Genomic DNA, 13464 nt, shown 5'->3' on the forward strand with positions numbered 1-13464 from the left:
CGCAGCAGATTTTGAACAGGCTCTCAGTTCGCTAAATTCGAGGTGCTTGTCGTGATCCCTATAATTCCACCGCCCGGCGTGACCCCGCCGAACCAGCTGGACCCGGCCCCGGTACGCCCGCCCGTGGCCCCGGTCGCGCCCGTGGAACCGTCGGCCGAGACGGCTCATGCGCCCCTGGAAGACGAAGCCACCCTGGATCGCGAAGCCCGTCGGCGGCGCCGGCAGCGCGAAGCCCTGCGCCAGGGGCTCGGTGCCGAGCGTGCGCAGGCGCTGGAAGAGCCGGAGCAGGTGGGCGCCCAGGTGGACCTGCGCGTCTAGCCCATGGCCGATATCCCCGAGCTTGACGATGCCGAGCTGGCCTTCTACCCGCAGTGGCTACCGCCGGAACGAGCCGACGCCTGGCTGCAGCGGTTGGAGGCCGAAACTCCCTGGAGCCAGCCGCAGGTGCGGGTGTTCAACCGCTGGCACCCGGTGCCGCGACAGGTCGCCTGGTACGCCGAGCCCGGCGTGGCCTACGGCTATGCCGGCCTGGATCACGCGGCCTTGCCCTGGACACCCCTGCTGCAGGAGATCCGCGCGGAAGTCGAGGAGGCCTGCGGCCAGGGCTTCAACGGCGTGCTGCTCAATCGCTATCGCGACGGCCAGGACTCCATGGGCTGGCACAGCGATGATGAAGCCAGTCTCGGCGCCAATCCGCTGATCGCCTCGCTCAACCTCGGCGCTGCCCGGCGTTTCGACTTCCGCCGCAAGGGCACCAGCCGCATCGGCCATTCCCTGGAACTGGGTCACGGCAGCCTGCTGGTCATGGCCGGCGCGACCCAGCATCATTGGCAGCACCAGATCGCCAAGACCCGCAAAGCCAGCGGGTTGCGGCTGAATCTCACCTTTCGCTGGATAGCGACATGAGCGACGACAGCAATCTCATCGACTTCACCACCGAGCGCGGCAAGCGCATCCACGACCTCAAGGAGCGCCGCCTGCAGGAGGTGCGCTCGGCCTTCGAGCAGGCGTTGCCGCTGACCGCGGCCAGGAAGAAAAAGCGCAAGCCGAAGAAGAAATAGCGGCACTACCGTTCGTCGGGTTTTGCCCTTGAAATTTTTTGGAGGATTCCTATCTAGGTTCGTGCGGGATGCCGAAGTCGGGTCCCGCAGGCAATACCGAAACTTGCTGAACCTATCAGGAGATTCACCATGAGCAATGTACTGTCCCTGGCCCCGCTGTTCCGTCATTCCGTCGGCTTCGACCGGTTCAACGACCTGTTCGAATCCGCGCTGCGCAACGACGCTGGCAGCTCCTATCCGCCCTATAACGTCGAGAAGCACGGTGACGACCAGTATCGCATCGTGATCGCCGCCGCCGGTCTCCAGGAAGATGACCTGGAAATCGAAGTCGAGCGCGGCGTACTCACCGTCAAGGGTGGCCGGCGCGAAAACAGCGCCGAGAGCGTGACCTTCCTGCACCAGGGCATCGCCCAGCGTGCCTTCAAGCTGTCCTTCCGCCTCGCCGACCATATCGAGGTGAAGGGCGCCGATCTCAAGCATGGCCTGCTGAGCATCGAGCTGGTACGGGTGGTCCCGGAAGAAGCCAAGCCCAAGCGCATCGCCATTGCCGGCCAGCGCCCGGCCCTGGACCACTGATCGTCCAGGCGTCCTGCCCAAGGAAGCCCCAGCCCCGTGCTGGGGCTTCTTCGTTATGGGCGTAGGGTGGAAAACCGCACAGCGTTTTCCACGCGGAGGCTGCCCGCGAAAGCCGTTACGGCGGGCTATTCCTCAAGCTCGGGAGCATGTCCTGGATGTGGCCCCAGTTCCCGCGCTGGACAGTCCCGCCACTGCTTGTCACCCAGGCTCTCGGTGAATGCCGGATGAAGGGGATAGTGCAGCCGATTGTCCGGACGACTCGTATCACCCACCACCAGCAATTCCACCGGCTCGTCGGTCTCGTTGATGAAGGTGTGGGCGACGCCGTCGCCGGCCTTGAAACCCACGCCGTCACCCGGCTTGAGTCGATGGGCATGGCCGTCGATCCAGGCGGTGGGGCGCCCCGAGATCACGTAGATGAATTCGTCCTCGGTAGCTTCCGCATGGGGTCTTGAGGTGCGCCGGCCGGGTGGCAGCCATTCATGGTGGATGCCCAGGCGGGCGAAGCCGAAGTGGCGGCCGAAGGCGGCGCCTAGGGAAAAGCGTTCGTCACTGTCGGGATAGCCGGGGCCGTCGGGGGCCTGGAGCCGGGACCAGTGGACGATCTTGTCGAAATCTTTCCGGGATTGCATGGGGTGCTGCGCCTCGCGGGAAAATAGCTCAAGCTTAGCCGCTTGGGCGGCTGCTGCCGCCTCAGGTATCCATCGGTGCAGGAACGCGATGCCCAGACTGTCCAGACCATTTCTCGCGCTGCTGACCCTGGCGCTGCTCGGGGGCTGCTCGCCAAGCGATACCCCGATCAACAGCCCGTACCGTGCCGGGGCGGAGGGGCAGAATACTCTCTATACCGCCTTTACCACCCGCTCGCCGAAGTACCTCGATCCGGCCAGTTCCTATTCTGGCGACGAGACCAACTTCACCTACAACATCTATGAGCCGCTCTACGGCTACCACTATTTCAAACGACCCTACGAACTGATCCCCCGCGGCGCCGAGCGAGTGGTGGCGCCCTATTACCTGGACGCCCAGGGCCAGCGGCTGCCGGACGATGCGCCTGCGGACCAGATCGCCCAGAGCGTCTATGACATCCCCATCCGCCGGGACGCCCGCTACGCCCCTCATCCAGCCTTCGCCCGCGATGCCCAGGGCAACTACCGCTACTTCCCGATCAAGCCCGAGGATCTGGCCGACCGTTACCGGATTCCCGACTTCCCCGAGACCGACAGTCGCGCCCTGACTGCCGCCGACTACGCCTACGGCCTGCGCCGGCTGGCCAGTCCACGCCTGGTCTCGCCCAGCTACGCCATCTTCGCCGAGCACCTGGTCGGCATGCAGGCCTTCGGCGACCGCCTGCGCGCCGCCGACAAGGCTCTGCGTGCCAACCTGCCCAAGGGCGCGCCGCTGCCCTGGCTGGACCTGCGCCAGGGCGACCTGCCCGGCGTGGAGGTGCTGGACGACCACACCCTGAGGCTGCGGGTGATCGGCAAGTACCCCCAGTTCAACTATTGGCTGGCCATGACCTTCGCCGCGCCCATTCCCTGGGAGGCGGAGCGCTTCTACAGCCAGCCCGGCATGGCCGAGCACAATCTCAGCCTCAACAGCTGGCCGGTGGGCACCGGGCCCTATCGCCTGGCCGAGTCCATTCCCAACCGTCGCCACGTGCTGGAGCGCAATCCCAACTACCACGCCGATCCCTATCCCTGCGAGGGTGAGCCCGGTGATCGCGAACAGGGACGCTTGGACGACTGCGGCAAGCCCATGCCGCTGATCGACCGGGCGGTGTTCAGCCTGGAAAAGGAAGGCGTGCCGCTGATGGGCAAGTTCATCCAGGGCTACTACGACGCCCCCCAGATCGAACGCGGCGAATACGGCGTGGCCCTGCGCACCCGTGCCGGCGACTCGGCCGATTCCGCCGAACTCTATCGCGAGCGCGGGCTCAAGCTGCCTACGGCGGTGGAGGCCTCCAACTGGTACCTGGGCTTCAACTGGCTGGACCCGGTGGTGGGGCAGGGCGCCACGCCCGGGCAGCAGGAACGCAATCGCAAGCTGCGCCAGGCGTTGTCCATCGCCTTCGACTGGGAGAGCTACATCACCGTCTTCCTCAACGGCAACGGCCTGGTCGCCAATGGCCCACTGCCGCCCGGGGTGCTGGGCTACGAGGCGCCGCCGGCGGGCAGCAATCCGGTGGTCTATAGACTGGTGGACGGCAAGCCCGAGCGCCGGCCGATCGAGGACGCCAAGCGACTGCTCGCCGAAGCGGGCTATCCCGATGGGCGCGACGCCAAGAGCGGGCGGCCGCTGATCCTGCAGTACGATGCCCAGAGCAGTGGCGACAGCGCCATGTTCGACTGGATGCGTCAGCAGACCGCCAAGCTGGGCATCCAGCTGGAACTGCGCGGCACCGACTACAACAGATTCCAGGACAAGATGCGCAAGGGCGCGGCGCAGCTGTTCTTCTGGGGCTGGAATGCGGACTATCCCGATGCCGAGAACTTCCTCTTCCTCTTCTACGGCCCCCAGGGCAAGGCCAAGCACGGCGGCGAAAATGCCGGCAATTACAGTAATCCTGAGTTCGACCGGCTGTTCGAACAGATGAAGAGCCTCGACGACGGTCCGCAAAAGGTCGCCCTGATCCGGCGCATGGTGGCCATCGTACAGCAGGACGCGCCCTGGCTGTTCGGTTGGAATCCGCTCTCCGGTGGCGCCTACCAGCAGTGGGTCTACAACGCCAAACCAACCCAGATGGTGCGCGACCAGCTGCGCTACCTGCGCCTGGACCCGGCCCTGCGCGAGCGCAAGGTGCTGGAGTGGAACCAGCCGGTGCTCTGGCCGCTGTGGCTGCTGCTGGGCCTGGCGCTGCTGCTGGTGTGGCCGGCCTGGCGCATCCTCAAACGCCGTGAGCGCCAGACCGCCTTTGGCGATTCGGCAGCGGAGGAGCGGCCATGATCGGTTATCTGCTGCGGCGCCTGGCCTATGGCGTGCTCATCCTGATCGGCGTGAACCTGCTGACCTTCGTGCTGTTCTTCACCGTCAACACCCCGGACGACATGGCGCGCCTGGCCATCGGCGGCAAGTACGTCACCGCCGAAGCCATCGAGGATTGGAAGGCGGAACACGGCTACGACAAGCCATTGCTCATCAATGCCACCCGCGAAGGGATGGAGCGTTTCACCGATACGCTCTTCTTCGAGCGGTCGGCCAGCCTGCTGGTGTTCGACTTCGGCACCTCCGACAGCGGTCGCGACATCGGCCGGGAGATCGCCGAGCGCGCCGGGCCGAGCCTGGCGCTGGCCCTGCCAACCTTTGTCCTTGGCTTGGTCGCCAGCGTCGGCTTCGCCCTGCTGCTGGTGTTCTTCCGCGCCACCCGCCTGGACTTCTGGGGCGTGGTGCTCTGCGTGCTGCTGCTGTCGATCTCCTCGCTGTTCTACATCATCGCCGGCCAGTGGCTGTTCGCGAAGATCCTGCGCCTGGTGCCCTACTCGGGGTACGAGGAGGGCTGGAACCTGCTGCGCTTCCTGGCCCTGCCGGTGCTGGTGGCGGTGATTTCCGGCCTGGGCAGCCAGGCGCGCTTCTATCGCGCGCTGTTCCTCGAGGAGATCGGCAAGGACTATGTGCGCACCGCCCGCGCCAAGGGCCTGGCCGAACGCCAGGTGCTGTGGCGCCATGTGCTGCGTAATGCGGCGCTGCCGATCCTCACCGGGGTGGTCTCGGCCATTCCGCTGCTGATCATGGGCAGCCTGATCGCCGAATCCTTCTTCGGCATCCCGGGCCTGGGCAGCTACACCATCGACGCCATCAATGGCCAGGACTTCGCCGTGGTCCGCACCATGGTGTTCCTTGGCTCGGTGCTCTACATCATCGGGCTGATCCTGGCGGACCTGTCCTATACCCTCGCCGATCCGCGCGTCCGTTTCGAGTAGCCACCATGCCGACCTTCGTCTTGCTCTGGACCGATCTCGCGCTCTACCTGCTGGTGGCCGGTACCCTGGTCTATGCCTGGCGTGCCCGGCGCCAACCCGCCTTGCGTGCCAGTTGGCGCCGGGTGTTGCAGGATGCGCCAGCGATGAGCGCGGCCGTGGTACTGGCCAGCTTCGTCGCCATCGCCCTGCTGGATTCGGTGCATTATCGCCCGCAACTGCCGGCCGCGCCCGGTGCCACGGCGCCGGTCTATTCACCCACGGTGCTCTCGGCGCTCGACGGCCTGCTCGCCGACACCAGCCTCACCCAGCGCGAGAAGACCTATTCCGCGCCGCTCGCCACCCACCAGTTCACCAAGGAAACCCTGGGCACCACCGCCGACGGCAAGCCCCTGCGCGATTTCCCGCGCCTCAAGCACGCCGGCACCACCCTGGGCGATCCCGTGCGGGAATGGCGGGGCGACGTGCTGGGGCGGCTGGCGCTCGGGCTGCTCGGTGGTCTGGCTCTGGCCCTGGCGACCGCTGCCCTGGCGGCGGCGCGGTTGCGCGAGGGGGGCAGCTTCGCCGCGCGTAGTGGACTCATCCTGCGCGGCCATACCGCCATGCCCTGGCGGGCCATCCTGCTGACCTGGCTGGGCGTCTGCCTGACGGCCGGCAGCGTGATCGGCCTGGCCAGTGGTTACCACGTGCTGGGTACCGACAGCACCGGTAACGATGTCCTCTACCAGTCGCTCAAGAGCATCCGTACCGCCTTCGTCATCGGCAGCCTGACCACCCTGGCCATGCTGCCGCCGGCCATCGGCTTCGGTCTGGCCGCCGGCTATTTCAAGGGGCGGGTGGATGACGTCATCACCTATCTCTACACCACCCAGGCCTCCATCCCCGGGGTGCTGCTGGTGGCCGCCTGCGTGCTGATGATGCAGGTGTTCATCGACCGCCACCCCGAGCTGTTCGACACCGGCGCGGCGCGGGCCGACCTGCGGCTGTTCATGCTCTGCCTGATCCTTGGCCTCACTGGCTGGGCCGGCCTCTGCCGCCTGCTGCGCGCCGAGGCGCTCAAGTTGCGCGAGCTGGAATACGTCCAGGCGGCGCGGGCCTTCGGGGTCTCCCACTTCAACATCCTGCGCCGGCACCTGCTGCCCAACGTCTTCTACCTGGTGCTCATCACCCTGACCCTGGAATTCTCCAGCCTGGTGCTCTACGAGGCGGTGCTGTCCTACCTGGGCATCGGCGTCGACCCGACCATGAATTCCTTCGGCTCCATGATCAACGATGCCCGCACCGAGATGTCCCGCACCCCCATGATCTGGTGGAACCTGTTCAGCGCCTTCGCCTTCATGCTGGCCCTGGTGCTGGCGGCCAATCTGTTCGCCGATGCGGTACGCGACGCCTTCGATCCGCGCAGTCGCCGCTTGCGCTCGGCCTGGCTCCGACGCCGTCCTGGGCAGGGGGAGGTGCAGCCATGAACCCGGTGCTGGAGATTCGCGACCTGGAGATCCTGGTCGATGGCGAGGAGGGCACCCGCCAGGCGGTCAAGGGACTGGCCCTGGCAATCGCCCAAGGGGAGACCTTCGCCCTGGTGGGCGAATCTGGCAGCGGCAAGAGCGTCACGGCGCTTTCGCTGCTGCGCCTGCTGCCCCCGTCGCTGGGCATTACCCGGGGCGCCGCGCTACTGGCCGGTACCGACCTGCACCGCCTGCCGGAGCGCCGCCTGCGCGAACTGCGCGGTGGGCGCATCGGCACCATCTTCCAGGAACCCGCCACCAGCCTGAATCCGGTGATGCGTATCGGCGAGCAGATCGAGGAGACGTTGCGCGCCCACACCGCGCTGCGCGGTGCTGCCGCTCGTGCCAAGGTGGTGGAGTGGCTGCGCCGGGTCGGTATCCCCGAGCCGGAGCGGCGCATCGACGACTATCCCTTCCAGTTCTCCGGCGGCCAGAAGCAGCGCGTCATGATCGCCCTGGCGCTGGCCGCTGAGCCCGACCTGCTGATCGCCGACGAGCCCACCACGGCGCTGGACGTCACCGTCCAGGCGCAGATCCTGACGCTGCTGGCTGACATCCAGCGCGAGCTGGGCATGGCCATCTTGCTGATCACCCATGATCTCGCAGTGGTGCGCCAGGTCGCTCATCATGTGGCCCTGATGCGTCATGGCGAGATCGTCGAGAGCGCCCCGGCGGCGGAATTCTTCCAGGCGCCCCGGCATCCCTATGCCCGCGAACTGTTCGCCGCCATTCCTACCTTCGCCAAGCGCGACCAGACCCTGGCCGGTACGCCGCGCGCCTTGCCCGCGCGGCGGCTGGGCGAGCGGCTGCTGGAGGTGCGCGAGCTGGCGGTGCACTACCCGATCCGCCGTGGCGCCTGGGGGCGGACCCGCGACTGGATCAAGGCAGTGGACGGCGTGACCTTCGACCTGCACGCCGGCGAGACCCTGGCGCTGCTGGGCGAATCCGGCTGCGGCAAGACCACCACCGGCAAGGCGCTGCTACGTCTGCTGGATGGCCCGCGTATCCGTGGCAGGGCGCAACTGGGTGGTGAAGATCTGCTCGGCGCCGATCGCCGCAACCTGCAACGGCTGCGGCGGCAAATCCAGATCGTCTTCCAGGACCCCTTCGCTTCCCTCGATCCGCGCATGCGCATCGGCGCCACCCTGGAGCAGGGGCTGCTGGCCCTGCGCCCGGAGCTGGACGCTAACGAGCGTCAGCGCCGCGCCGCCGCCCTGGTGGAGCGGGTCGGGCTGCCGGGTGACACCCTGCAGCGCTTCCCCCACGAATTCTCCGGCGGCCAGCGCCAGCGTATCGCCATCGCCCGGGCGCTGATCGTCGAACCCCGGGTGCTGGTCTGTGACGAGCCCACCTCGGCGCTGGACGTCTCGGTACAGGCACAGATCCTCGATCTCTTGCGCGAACTCCAGGCGGAAATGGGCCTGGCTTATCTGTTCATCACCCACAACTTCGGTGTCGTCGAATACCTGGCCGACCGCATCGCGGTAATGGACGGCGGCCGTATCGTCGAATTGGCCAGCGCCGAGCAGGTGCTGCACGCGCCGCGCCATGCCATGACCCAGCGCCTGCTGGCCGCCGTGCCGCGGCTCGCTGCCGGGACCACACCTTGAACTTTCCGCCACGCATCGCCCTGGCCGATTTCGACCTGGTCTGGCCCCAGCCCCGCCTGGCCGCAGCCTTCGCCGAGGCGCTGAACTGGAGCTACGCCGAACACCGCCGCTTCCTCGGCTGGGCCCGTGAACAGACCACCGTCGCCCAGGCCCGCGACAGCCTGCTCGCCGCCCGTGGTGCCTTCACCCTCGCCCAGGGCGAGAAACGTTACTTCCTGGTCCGTGGCGAGGAGTTGCTCGGCTGCCTGGGCCTCACGCCCCTGGATGGCGGCCGGCGCTACGAGATCGGCTACTGGATGCACAGCCTGCATGCCGGGCAGGGCTTCATGACCGCTGCGCTGCGGCATTTCGTCGAACAGCGCGGCCCGGCGGGCCTCTATCTCACTACCTCGGCCGCCAATGCTCCCAGCCAACGGCTGGCTGAGCGGGTCGGGTTTCGGCGGGTGCGGATAGTGCAAGATGATCGCGAGAGCCCCGAGGGCGGACGTTGCGCGACCTGGGTCTACGAACTTCCACCGGACACCCCGCGATGAGCCTGAGCGTGCCCCTGCAGTATCCCCCGCGCTTCGCCGTGACCGAGGCGGTGGAACTGCTCGACCTGACCCTGGCCGATCCCGCTGCCGTGGCCGACTACTACCGGCGCAATCGCCGGCACCTGGCGCAATCGATGCCCCGGCGCTCCGAGGCCTTCTACACCCTGGCGCAATGGCAGGGACAGGGGGCGGCCTATCGCGCGGGTGGACCGGGGCTGAGCGAATTGCGCCTGGTCCTGCGGGCCGGGCCACTGGTTATAGGCACGGTGAACTTCAGCCAGATCGTGCGCGGTGGCTTCCAGGCCTGCTACCTGGGCTACGGCCTGGACGAGACCTGGCAGGGGCTGGGGCTGATGCGCAACGCGGTACGGCTGGGGCGGGACTTTGTCATCGACCAACTTGGCCTGAATCGCATCATGGCCAACCACTTGCCGGAGAACGCCCGCAGTGCCCATCTGCTAACGAGCCTTGGCTTCGAGCGCGAGGGGCTGGCGCGCCGTTACCTGGAAATCGATGGCGTCTGGCGGGATCACGTGCTGACCAGCTACGTACGTCCCGCTTCCTGAACGAAACCGGCGGCACCTGGCCGCCGGATTTCCCTCAGATTTAAACTCGCGCGGCGGTGACGGCAGCCGAGCCCCAGGTGGTGCGCCAGCGGCGCTTGACGCTGAGCAGGCCGAACCAGGCGAGGATACCCAGAGCGGCGAACAGCCAGAGGCCGAGCTGGTAGTCACCGGTGGCCTGCTTGACCGCGCCCAGGCCGGCGGTGAGGGCGAAACCGCCGATACCGCCCGCCATGCCGATCAGGCCGGTCATGACGCCGATTTCCTTGCGGAAGCGCTGCGGTACGAGCTGGAACACCGAGCCGTTGCCGGCCCCCAGGCTGAGCATGGCGACCACGAACAGGGCCAGCGCGGCCATGGCGCTGGGCAGGTGGAAGCCCACCGCGGCGATGCAGATGGCCGCCACGGTATACATGCCGAGCAGGGCGCGGATGCCGCCGATACGGTCGGCCAGGGCACCGCCCAAAGGCCGCATCAGGCTGCCGCCGAAGACACAGGCCGCGGTGTAGTAGCCGGCCACCACCGGATCGAGGCCGTACTGGTCGTGGAAGTAGCCGGGCAGGGTGCTGGCCAGGCCCAGGAAGCCGCCGAAGGTCACGCTGTAGAAGAACATGAACCACCAGCTGTCGCGATCACCCAGGGCGCGGGCGTAGTCACCCAGGGTCTTGGGTGCCGGCCGCTCCGGGGCATTGCGGGCGCAGAGCACGAAGATCGCCAGGGTCAGCACCAGCGGTACCAGGGCGAAGCCGAACACATTGGTCCAGCCAAAGGCCTTGGCCAGGGCCGGGGCGAAGAGGGCGGCGAACACCGTGCCGGAGTTGCCGGCACCGGCGATGCCCAGGGCCTTGCCCTGATGCTGCGGCGGATACCATTGGGACGCCAGCGGCAGGGCCACGGCGAAGGAGGCACCAGCGAAACCGAGGAACAGACCCAGCAGCAGTGACTGCTCGTAGCTGTGCACGCCGAGTTGCCAGGCCACCAGGAGGGCCAGGATCACCACGACCTGGCCGATGATGCCGGCGGTCTTGGGTGACAGCCGATCGGCGACGAAGCCGAGGATCAGCCGCAGTACGGCGCCGGCCAGGATGGGCGTGGCCACCATCATGCTGCGCTGCTGGGTGGTCAGCTGCAGGTCGGTGGCGATCTGCACCGCCATCGGGCCGAGCACGTACCAGACCATGAAACTCAGGTCGAAGTAGAGGAAGGCGGCGAACAGGGTCGGCGCATGGCCGGCTTTCCAGAAACTGGGACTCATGGGGCACCTCGGGCACATCGCAGGCATGAAAAAGGCGCCAGTCACCCGCCCCGTTGCCGGGAGGTGAACTGACGCCTTTGTCGGTTGGGGTGACCGCCGTTGGCCACCGCTACCGGATGCTTTGCAAGAGCGACGCCAAGTCGACGAAGCCCGGTTCCGGCCAGGGTCTGCGACAACGGAGCAGGCTATTCCAGGCGATGCCTTGCACAAGGATTGGGCAACCGAGCATGAAGCCGCCCCCTATTGGCGCCTCCTGAATCGGCGGCTGAGACCAGTCGAGCGCGGCAACGGCGCTCCGCCGATGCGTTTATGATCGCGGCCATGGGCCGCTCCTACAGGAAGAGGTACGCCGATTTAAGTGATCTTTGCCGCGGCTGATGAAACTGAACGCCTGCTCGGATAGACCCTCTCCCCTCGGGAGAGGGTTGGGATGAGGGCCTCCTCGCTACCAAGTCTCCAGTGGAAAAGGCTGCGCCGTTTTCCACGCTACGTGAGGTATCCCCACAGCGATAAGACAGTTGCTCCTACGGATAGGGTCAAGATCGGTAGGAGCGACCCAAGGCCGCGATAAGGGCCTTTCAGAAAGCGCCCAATCACGATCGTTGCGGTCTTGCTGGACCGTCGTGTGGAAAACGGCGCAGCCTTTTCCACGGGAAACTCGCCGCGAGGGTTTCACTCACCCAAGCCCTCTCCCGAAGGGAGAGGAGGCGCTTCGAGCGGATGCTCGTCGTCGCTGGCTTAGGCGATAAAACAGTTACTCCTATAGCGGCCCCTGTCGCTACCGCTACCACTACTCCTTCTTGGCGTACTTGGTCTGCAGCGCCTTGGCTTCCTGCAGGTGATGCTCCAGTGCCGGTAGGGTCTTCTCGGCGAAGGCCTTCAGTTCGGCATCTTTGCCGGTCTGGGCTTCGGTGCGGAAGATCTCGATAGTTTTTTCATGAGCTACGACCTGGTTGTTGGCGTAGGAGCGGTCGAAGGAGTCGTCGCGCACCTGCAGGATCATGGCCTTGGCCTTGTCCATCAGCTCGGCGTCGCTGGAGACCTCCAGCTTCTTCTGCTGGGCCAGGCTCTTCAGTTGCTCGTTGGCCTTGGTGTGGTCATCGATCATCTGCCGGGCGAAGGTCTTGATGTCCTGGGATTGACTCTTTTCCAGGGCCAGCTTGCCCGCTTCGATTTCGGCGATCCCCTTGGCCGAGGCGTCGTCGACGAATTGCGCCGGCGACAGCTTGTCGGCGGCCTGGGCCAGACCGGCACCGGCGGCCAGCAGGATGGCGAGGGACAGGCTGGAAGCTTTCTTCAGCATGGGCGTCATGGGGGTGCTCCTGATTTCTAGGCAGTAGGGAAGGCGCCACCTGACGGTGTCCGCCCTACAGATGGGACCTGCCTAAAAAGTCATACGTTCCCCTTTAAAATTCCTGCAAGCCACGTCAGGCGCGGCTTACGCTTGAGCGAAACGCCTCATAGGCGTCGAAGTCGAAGCGCGTCGCCGAGACGATCTGGCTCTGTTTCAGGGTCAGGTAGATGTCCTTGCCCTTGTCCGCGTAATGGGTGGTGAAGGTCACCCAGAGTTTGTCCTTGTCGCGGTAGCCACTCATGATCGGCTTGATGCAGACGTCCTGGTCGGCACCTTCCGTTTCGCTTGGCTCGCCCAGGGTGGTGATGCGGCCGACGTACACCTTGCGCTCTTCCAGGGTCAGCATCAGCGTCTCCTTGTTGATGGACGCGGTCATCAGCAGGTCGTCCAGCGGGCTGTCCTTGAGGATGCCGGCGAGGATGAAGGTGCGGTAATTGTCTTCGCTCAGGCCGTACTTGCGCTTGATGGTGAAACGCGCCAACGCCGCCCAGGCGCCGGGAATCAGCAGGGCGGTCACCGTCACCAGCAGGATCCAGGCGGCTTGCAGCGAATCGTCCAGGGTGCCGGTACGGCGCAGGAGTTCGGCCAGGCCGGCGAAATAATCGAGCGAGAAGCGCCAGCCGCCCAGCGACCAGCTGCGTTCTTGCAGCAGTTGCGCGATGCCCAGATGCAGGCCAACGGCGAGCAGGGTGCAGAACAGACCGAAGCGCGCGCTCTGCAGATAGAGGTACTGGCCCTCGTAGCGATGCAGGCGATAGAAATAGAGCGGATGCTTGTGACACACGAGGAAGCCGCTGACCAGGATCGGCAGGAGCAGCAGCAGGAACATCAGACTTCGATGAGGCGCCGGGCGCGGGCCAGGTCTTCCTTGAACTCGGGGGAGTCGAAGACTTCCGCCGGATCGATGCGCACGGTACCGCGACCGACGACACGCATGGATTTGTAGGTGTTGTTGATGCTCGCGGCCAACTTGAGCTCGTCCGCGGAGGGCGATTTGAGCAGGTTGAACAGGCCTTTCAGCATGGTGTTGTCCTGAGGGTGCTCTAAGCGCTTATAGCGTGGAACACCCTGGCTGACAAGAATTCGCCGC

15 protein-coding genes are annotated in these 13464 nt (G+C 66.2%); 10 read left to right on the forward strand and 5 right to left on the reverse strand.

Features of this window, described 5'->3' with window-relative positions:
- Nucleotides 1-51: 51 nt before the first annotated feature.
- The 4 genes from AR540_RS07280 (at nt 52) to AR540_RS07290 (ending at nt 1637) form a co-directional block, all read left to right on the forward strand.
- Nucleotides 52-318 (forward strand): hypothetical protein, encoded by a 267-nt coding sequence (locus AR540_RS07280; protein ID WP_059227385.1) that lies wholly within the window; start codon nt 52-54, stop codon nt 316-318.
- A 3-nt stretch (nt 319-321) separates the two neighbouring features.
- Nucleotides 322-906 carry an alpha-ketoglutarate-dependent dioxygenase AlkB family protein gene (locus AR540_RS07285; RefSeq protein ID WP_059227388.1) on the forward strand — a complete coding sequence of 195 codons (585 nt, stop codon included), beginning with the start codon at nt 322-324 and terminating at the stop codon, nt 904-906.
- Complete coding sequence (locus tag AR540_RS25705; RefSeq protein ID WP_177339195.1) at nt 903-1061, forward strand: hypothetical protein; 159 nt, start codon at nt 903-905, stop codon at nt 1059-1061. Before AR540_RS07285 ends, AR540_RS25705 begins: the two co-directional genes overlap by 4 nt.
- Nucleotides 1062-1190: 129 nt before the next feature.
- Nucleotides 1191-1637 carry an Hsp20 family protein gene (locus tag AR540_RS07290; RefSeq protein WP_059227389.1) on the forward strand — a complete coding sequence of 149 codons (447 nt, stop codon included), beginning with the start codon at nt 1191-1193 and terminating at the stop codon, nt 1635-1637.
- 125 nt (nt 1638-1762) lie between these two features.
- Here the strand turns inward: AR540_RS07290 and AR540_RS07295 are convergent, their stop codons facing one another.
- A complete protein-coding gene (locus tag AR540_RS07295) occupies nt 1763-2269 on the reverse strand; it encodes a cupin domain-containing protein (protein ID WP_059227392.1) in 507 nt (168 codons plus the stop codon).
- 88 nt (nt 2270-2357) lie between these two features.
- Between AR540_RS07295 and AR540_RS07300 the strand changes: the two genes are divergently transcribed.
- Genes AR540_RS07300 through AR540_RS07325 form a run of 6 tightly spaced genes read left to right on the forward strand, consistent with a single transcriptional unit; the run spans nt 2358 to nt 9768 of the window.
- A complete protein-coding gene (locus tag AR540_RS07300; protein ID WP_059227394.1) occupies nt 2358-4583 on the forward strand; it encodes an ABC transporter substrate-binding protein in 2226 nt (741 codons plus the stop codon).
- On the forward strand, nt 4580-5557 hold the full coding sequence (locus AR540_RS07305; protein ID WP_059227396.1) for an ABC transporter permease: 978 nt from the start codon (nt 4580-4582) through the stop codon (nt 5555-5557). The genes AR540_RS07300 and AR540_RS07305 overlap by 4 nt, the downstream gene beginning before the upstream one ends.
- Nucleotides 5558-5562: 5 nt before the next feature.
- Nucleotides 5563-7020, forward strand: coding sequence for an ABC transporter permease (locus AR540_RS07310; protein ID WP_059227398.1), 1458 nt, complete (start codon nt 5563-5565; stop codon nt 7018-7020).
- Nucleotides 7017-8669 (forward strand): ABC transporter ATP-binding protein, encoded by a 1653-nt coding sequence (locus AR540_RS07315; protein WP_059227400.1) that lies wholly within the window; start codon nt 7017-7019, stop codon nt 8667-8669. The genes AR540_RS07310 and AR540_RS07315 overlap by 4 nt, the downstream gene beginning before the upstream one ends.
- Nucleotides 8666-9202 (forward strand): GNAT family N-acetyltransferase, encoded by a 537-nt coding sequence (locus AR540_RS07320; protein ID WP_059227402.1) that lies wholly within the window; start codon nt 8666-8668, stop codon nt 9200-9202. The genes AR540_RS07315 and AR540_RS07320 overlap by 4 nt, the downstream gene beginning before the upstream one ends.
- Nucleotides 9199-9768 (forward strand): GNAT family N-acetyltransferase, encoded by a 570-nt coding sequence (locus AR540_RS07325; protein WP_082706932.1) that lies wholly within the window; start codon nt 9199-9201, stop codon nt 9766-9768. The genes AR540_RS07320 and AR540_RS07325 overlap by 4 nt, the downstream gene beginning before the upstream one ends.
- Before the next feature lie 40 nt (nt 9769-9808).
- Here AR540_RS07325 and AR540_RS07330 read toward each other — a convergent pair whose 3' ends face one another.
- The 4 genes from AR540_RS07330 to AR540_RS07345 all read right to left on the reverse strand — a co-directional run bounded on the left by AR540_RS07330 (nt 9809) and on the right by AR540_RS07345 (nt 13397).
- Entirely contained in the window at nt 9809-11020 is a 1212-nt protein-coding gene (locus AR540_RS07330; RefSeq protein WP_059227404.1) for an MFS transporter, read from the reverse strand.
- A 790-nt stretch (nt 11021-11810) separates the two neighbouring features.
- The gene (locus AR540_RS07335; RefSeq protein ID WP_059227406.1) at nt 11811-12332 is read right to left on the reverse strand and encodes a DUF4142 domain-containing protein; all 522 of its coding nucleotides are present in this window, start codon (nt 12330-12332) and stop codon (nt 11811-11813) included.
- A 115-nt stretch (nt 12333-12447) separates the two neighbouring features.
- Nucleotides 12448-13203 (reverse strand): hypothetical protein, encoded by a 756-nt coding sequence (locus tag AR540_RS07340; RefSeq protein ID WP_059227409.1) that lies wholly within the window; start codon nt 13201-13203, stop codon nt 12448-12450.
- Nucleotides 13203-13397, reverse strand: a complete 195-nt coding sequence (locus tag AR540_RS07345; protein ID WP_059227411.1) for a hypothetical protein — start codon at nt 13395-13397, stop codon at nt 13203-13205. The genes AR540_RS07340 and AR540_RS07345 overlap by 1 nt, the downstream gene beginning before the upstream one ends.
- Between the last annotated feature and the right edge of the window lie 67 nt (nt 13398-13464).

This window comes from Pseudomonas sp. EpS/L25 (assembly GCF_001512295.1).
Taxonomy (GTDB): domain Bacteria; phylum Pseudomonadota; class Gammaproteobacteria; order Pseudomonadales; family Pseudomonadaceae; genus Chryseomonas.

Coding starts and splice junctions, on each gene's coding strand:
- AR540_RS07285 (WP_059227388.1), top strand. CDS start 322: ATGGCCGATATCCCCGAGCTTGACGATGCCGAGCTGGCCTTCTACCCG.
- AR540_RS25705 (WP_177339195.1), top strand. CDS start 903: ATGAGCGACGACAGCAATCTCATCGACTTCACCACCGAGCGCGGCAAG.
- AR540_RS07290 (WP_059227389.1), top strand. CDS start 1,191: ATGAGCAATGTACTGTCCCTGGCCCCGCTGTTCCGTCATTCCGTCGGC.
- AR540_RS07295 (WP_059227392.1), bottom strand. CDS start 2,269: ATGCAATCCCGGAAAGATTTCGACAAGATCGTCCACTGGTCCCGGCTC.
- AR540_RS07300 (WP_059227394.1), top strand. CDS start 2,358: ATGCCCAGACTGTCCAGACCATTTCTCGCGCTGCTGACCCTGGCGCTG.
- AR540_RS07305 (WP_059227396.1), top strand. CDS start 4,580: ATGATCGGTTATCTGCTGCGGCGCCTGGCCTATGGCGTGCTCATCCTG.
- AR540_RS07310 (WP_059227398.1), top strand. CDS start 5,563: ATGCCGACCTTCGTCTTGCTCTGGACCGATCTCGCGCTCTACCTGCTG.
- AR540_RS07315 (WP_059227400.1), top strand. CDS start 7,017: ATGAACCCGGTGCTGGAGATTCGCGACCTGGAGATCCTGGTCGATGGC.
- AR540_RS07325 (WP_082706932.1), top strand. CDS start 9,199: ATGAGCCTGAGCGTGCCCCTGCAGTATCCCCCGCGCTTCGCCGTGACC.
- AR540_RS07330 (WP_059227404.1), bottom strand. CDS start 11,020: ATGAGTCCCAGTTTCTGGAAAGCCGGCCATGCGCCGACCCTGTTCGCC.
- AR540_RS07335 (WP_059227406.1), bottom strand. CDS start 12,332: ATGACGCCCATGCTGAAGAAAGCTTCCAGCCTGTCCCTCGCCATCCTG.
- AR540_RS07340 (WP_059227409.1), bottom strand. CDS start 13,203: ATGTTCCTGCTGCTGCTCCTGCCGATCCTGGTCAGCGGCTTCCTCGTG.
- AR540_RS07345 (WP_059227411.1), bottom strand. CDS start 13,397: ATGCTGAAAGGCCTGTTCAACCTGCTCAAATCGCCCTCCGCGGACGAG.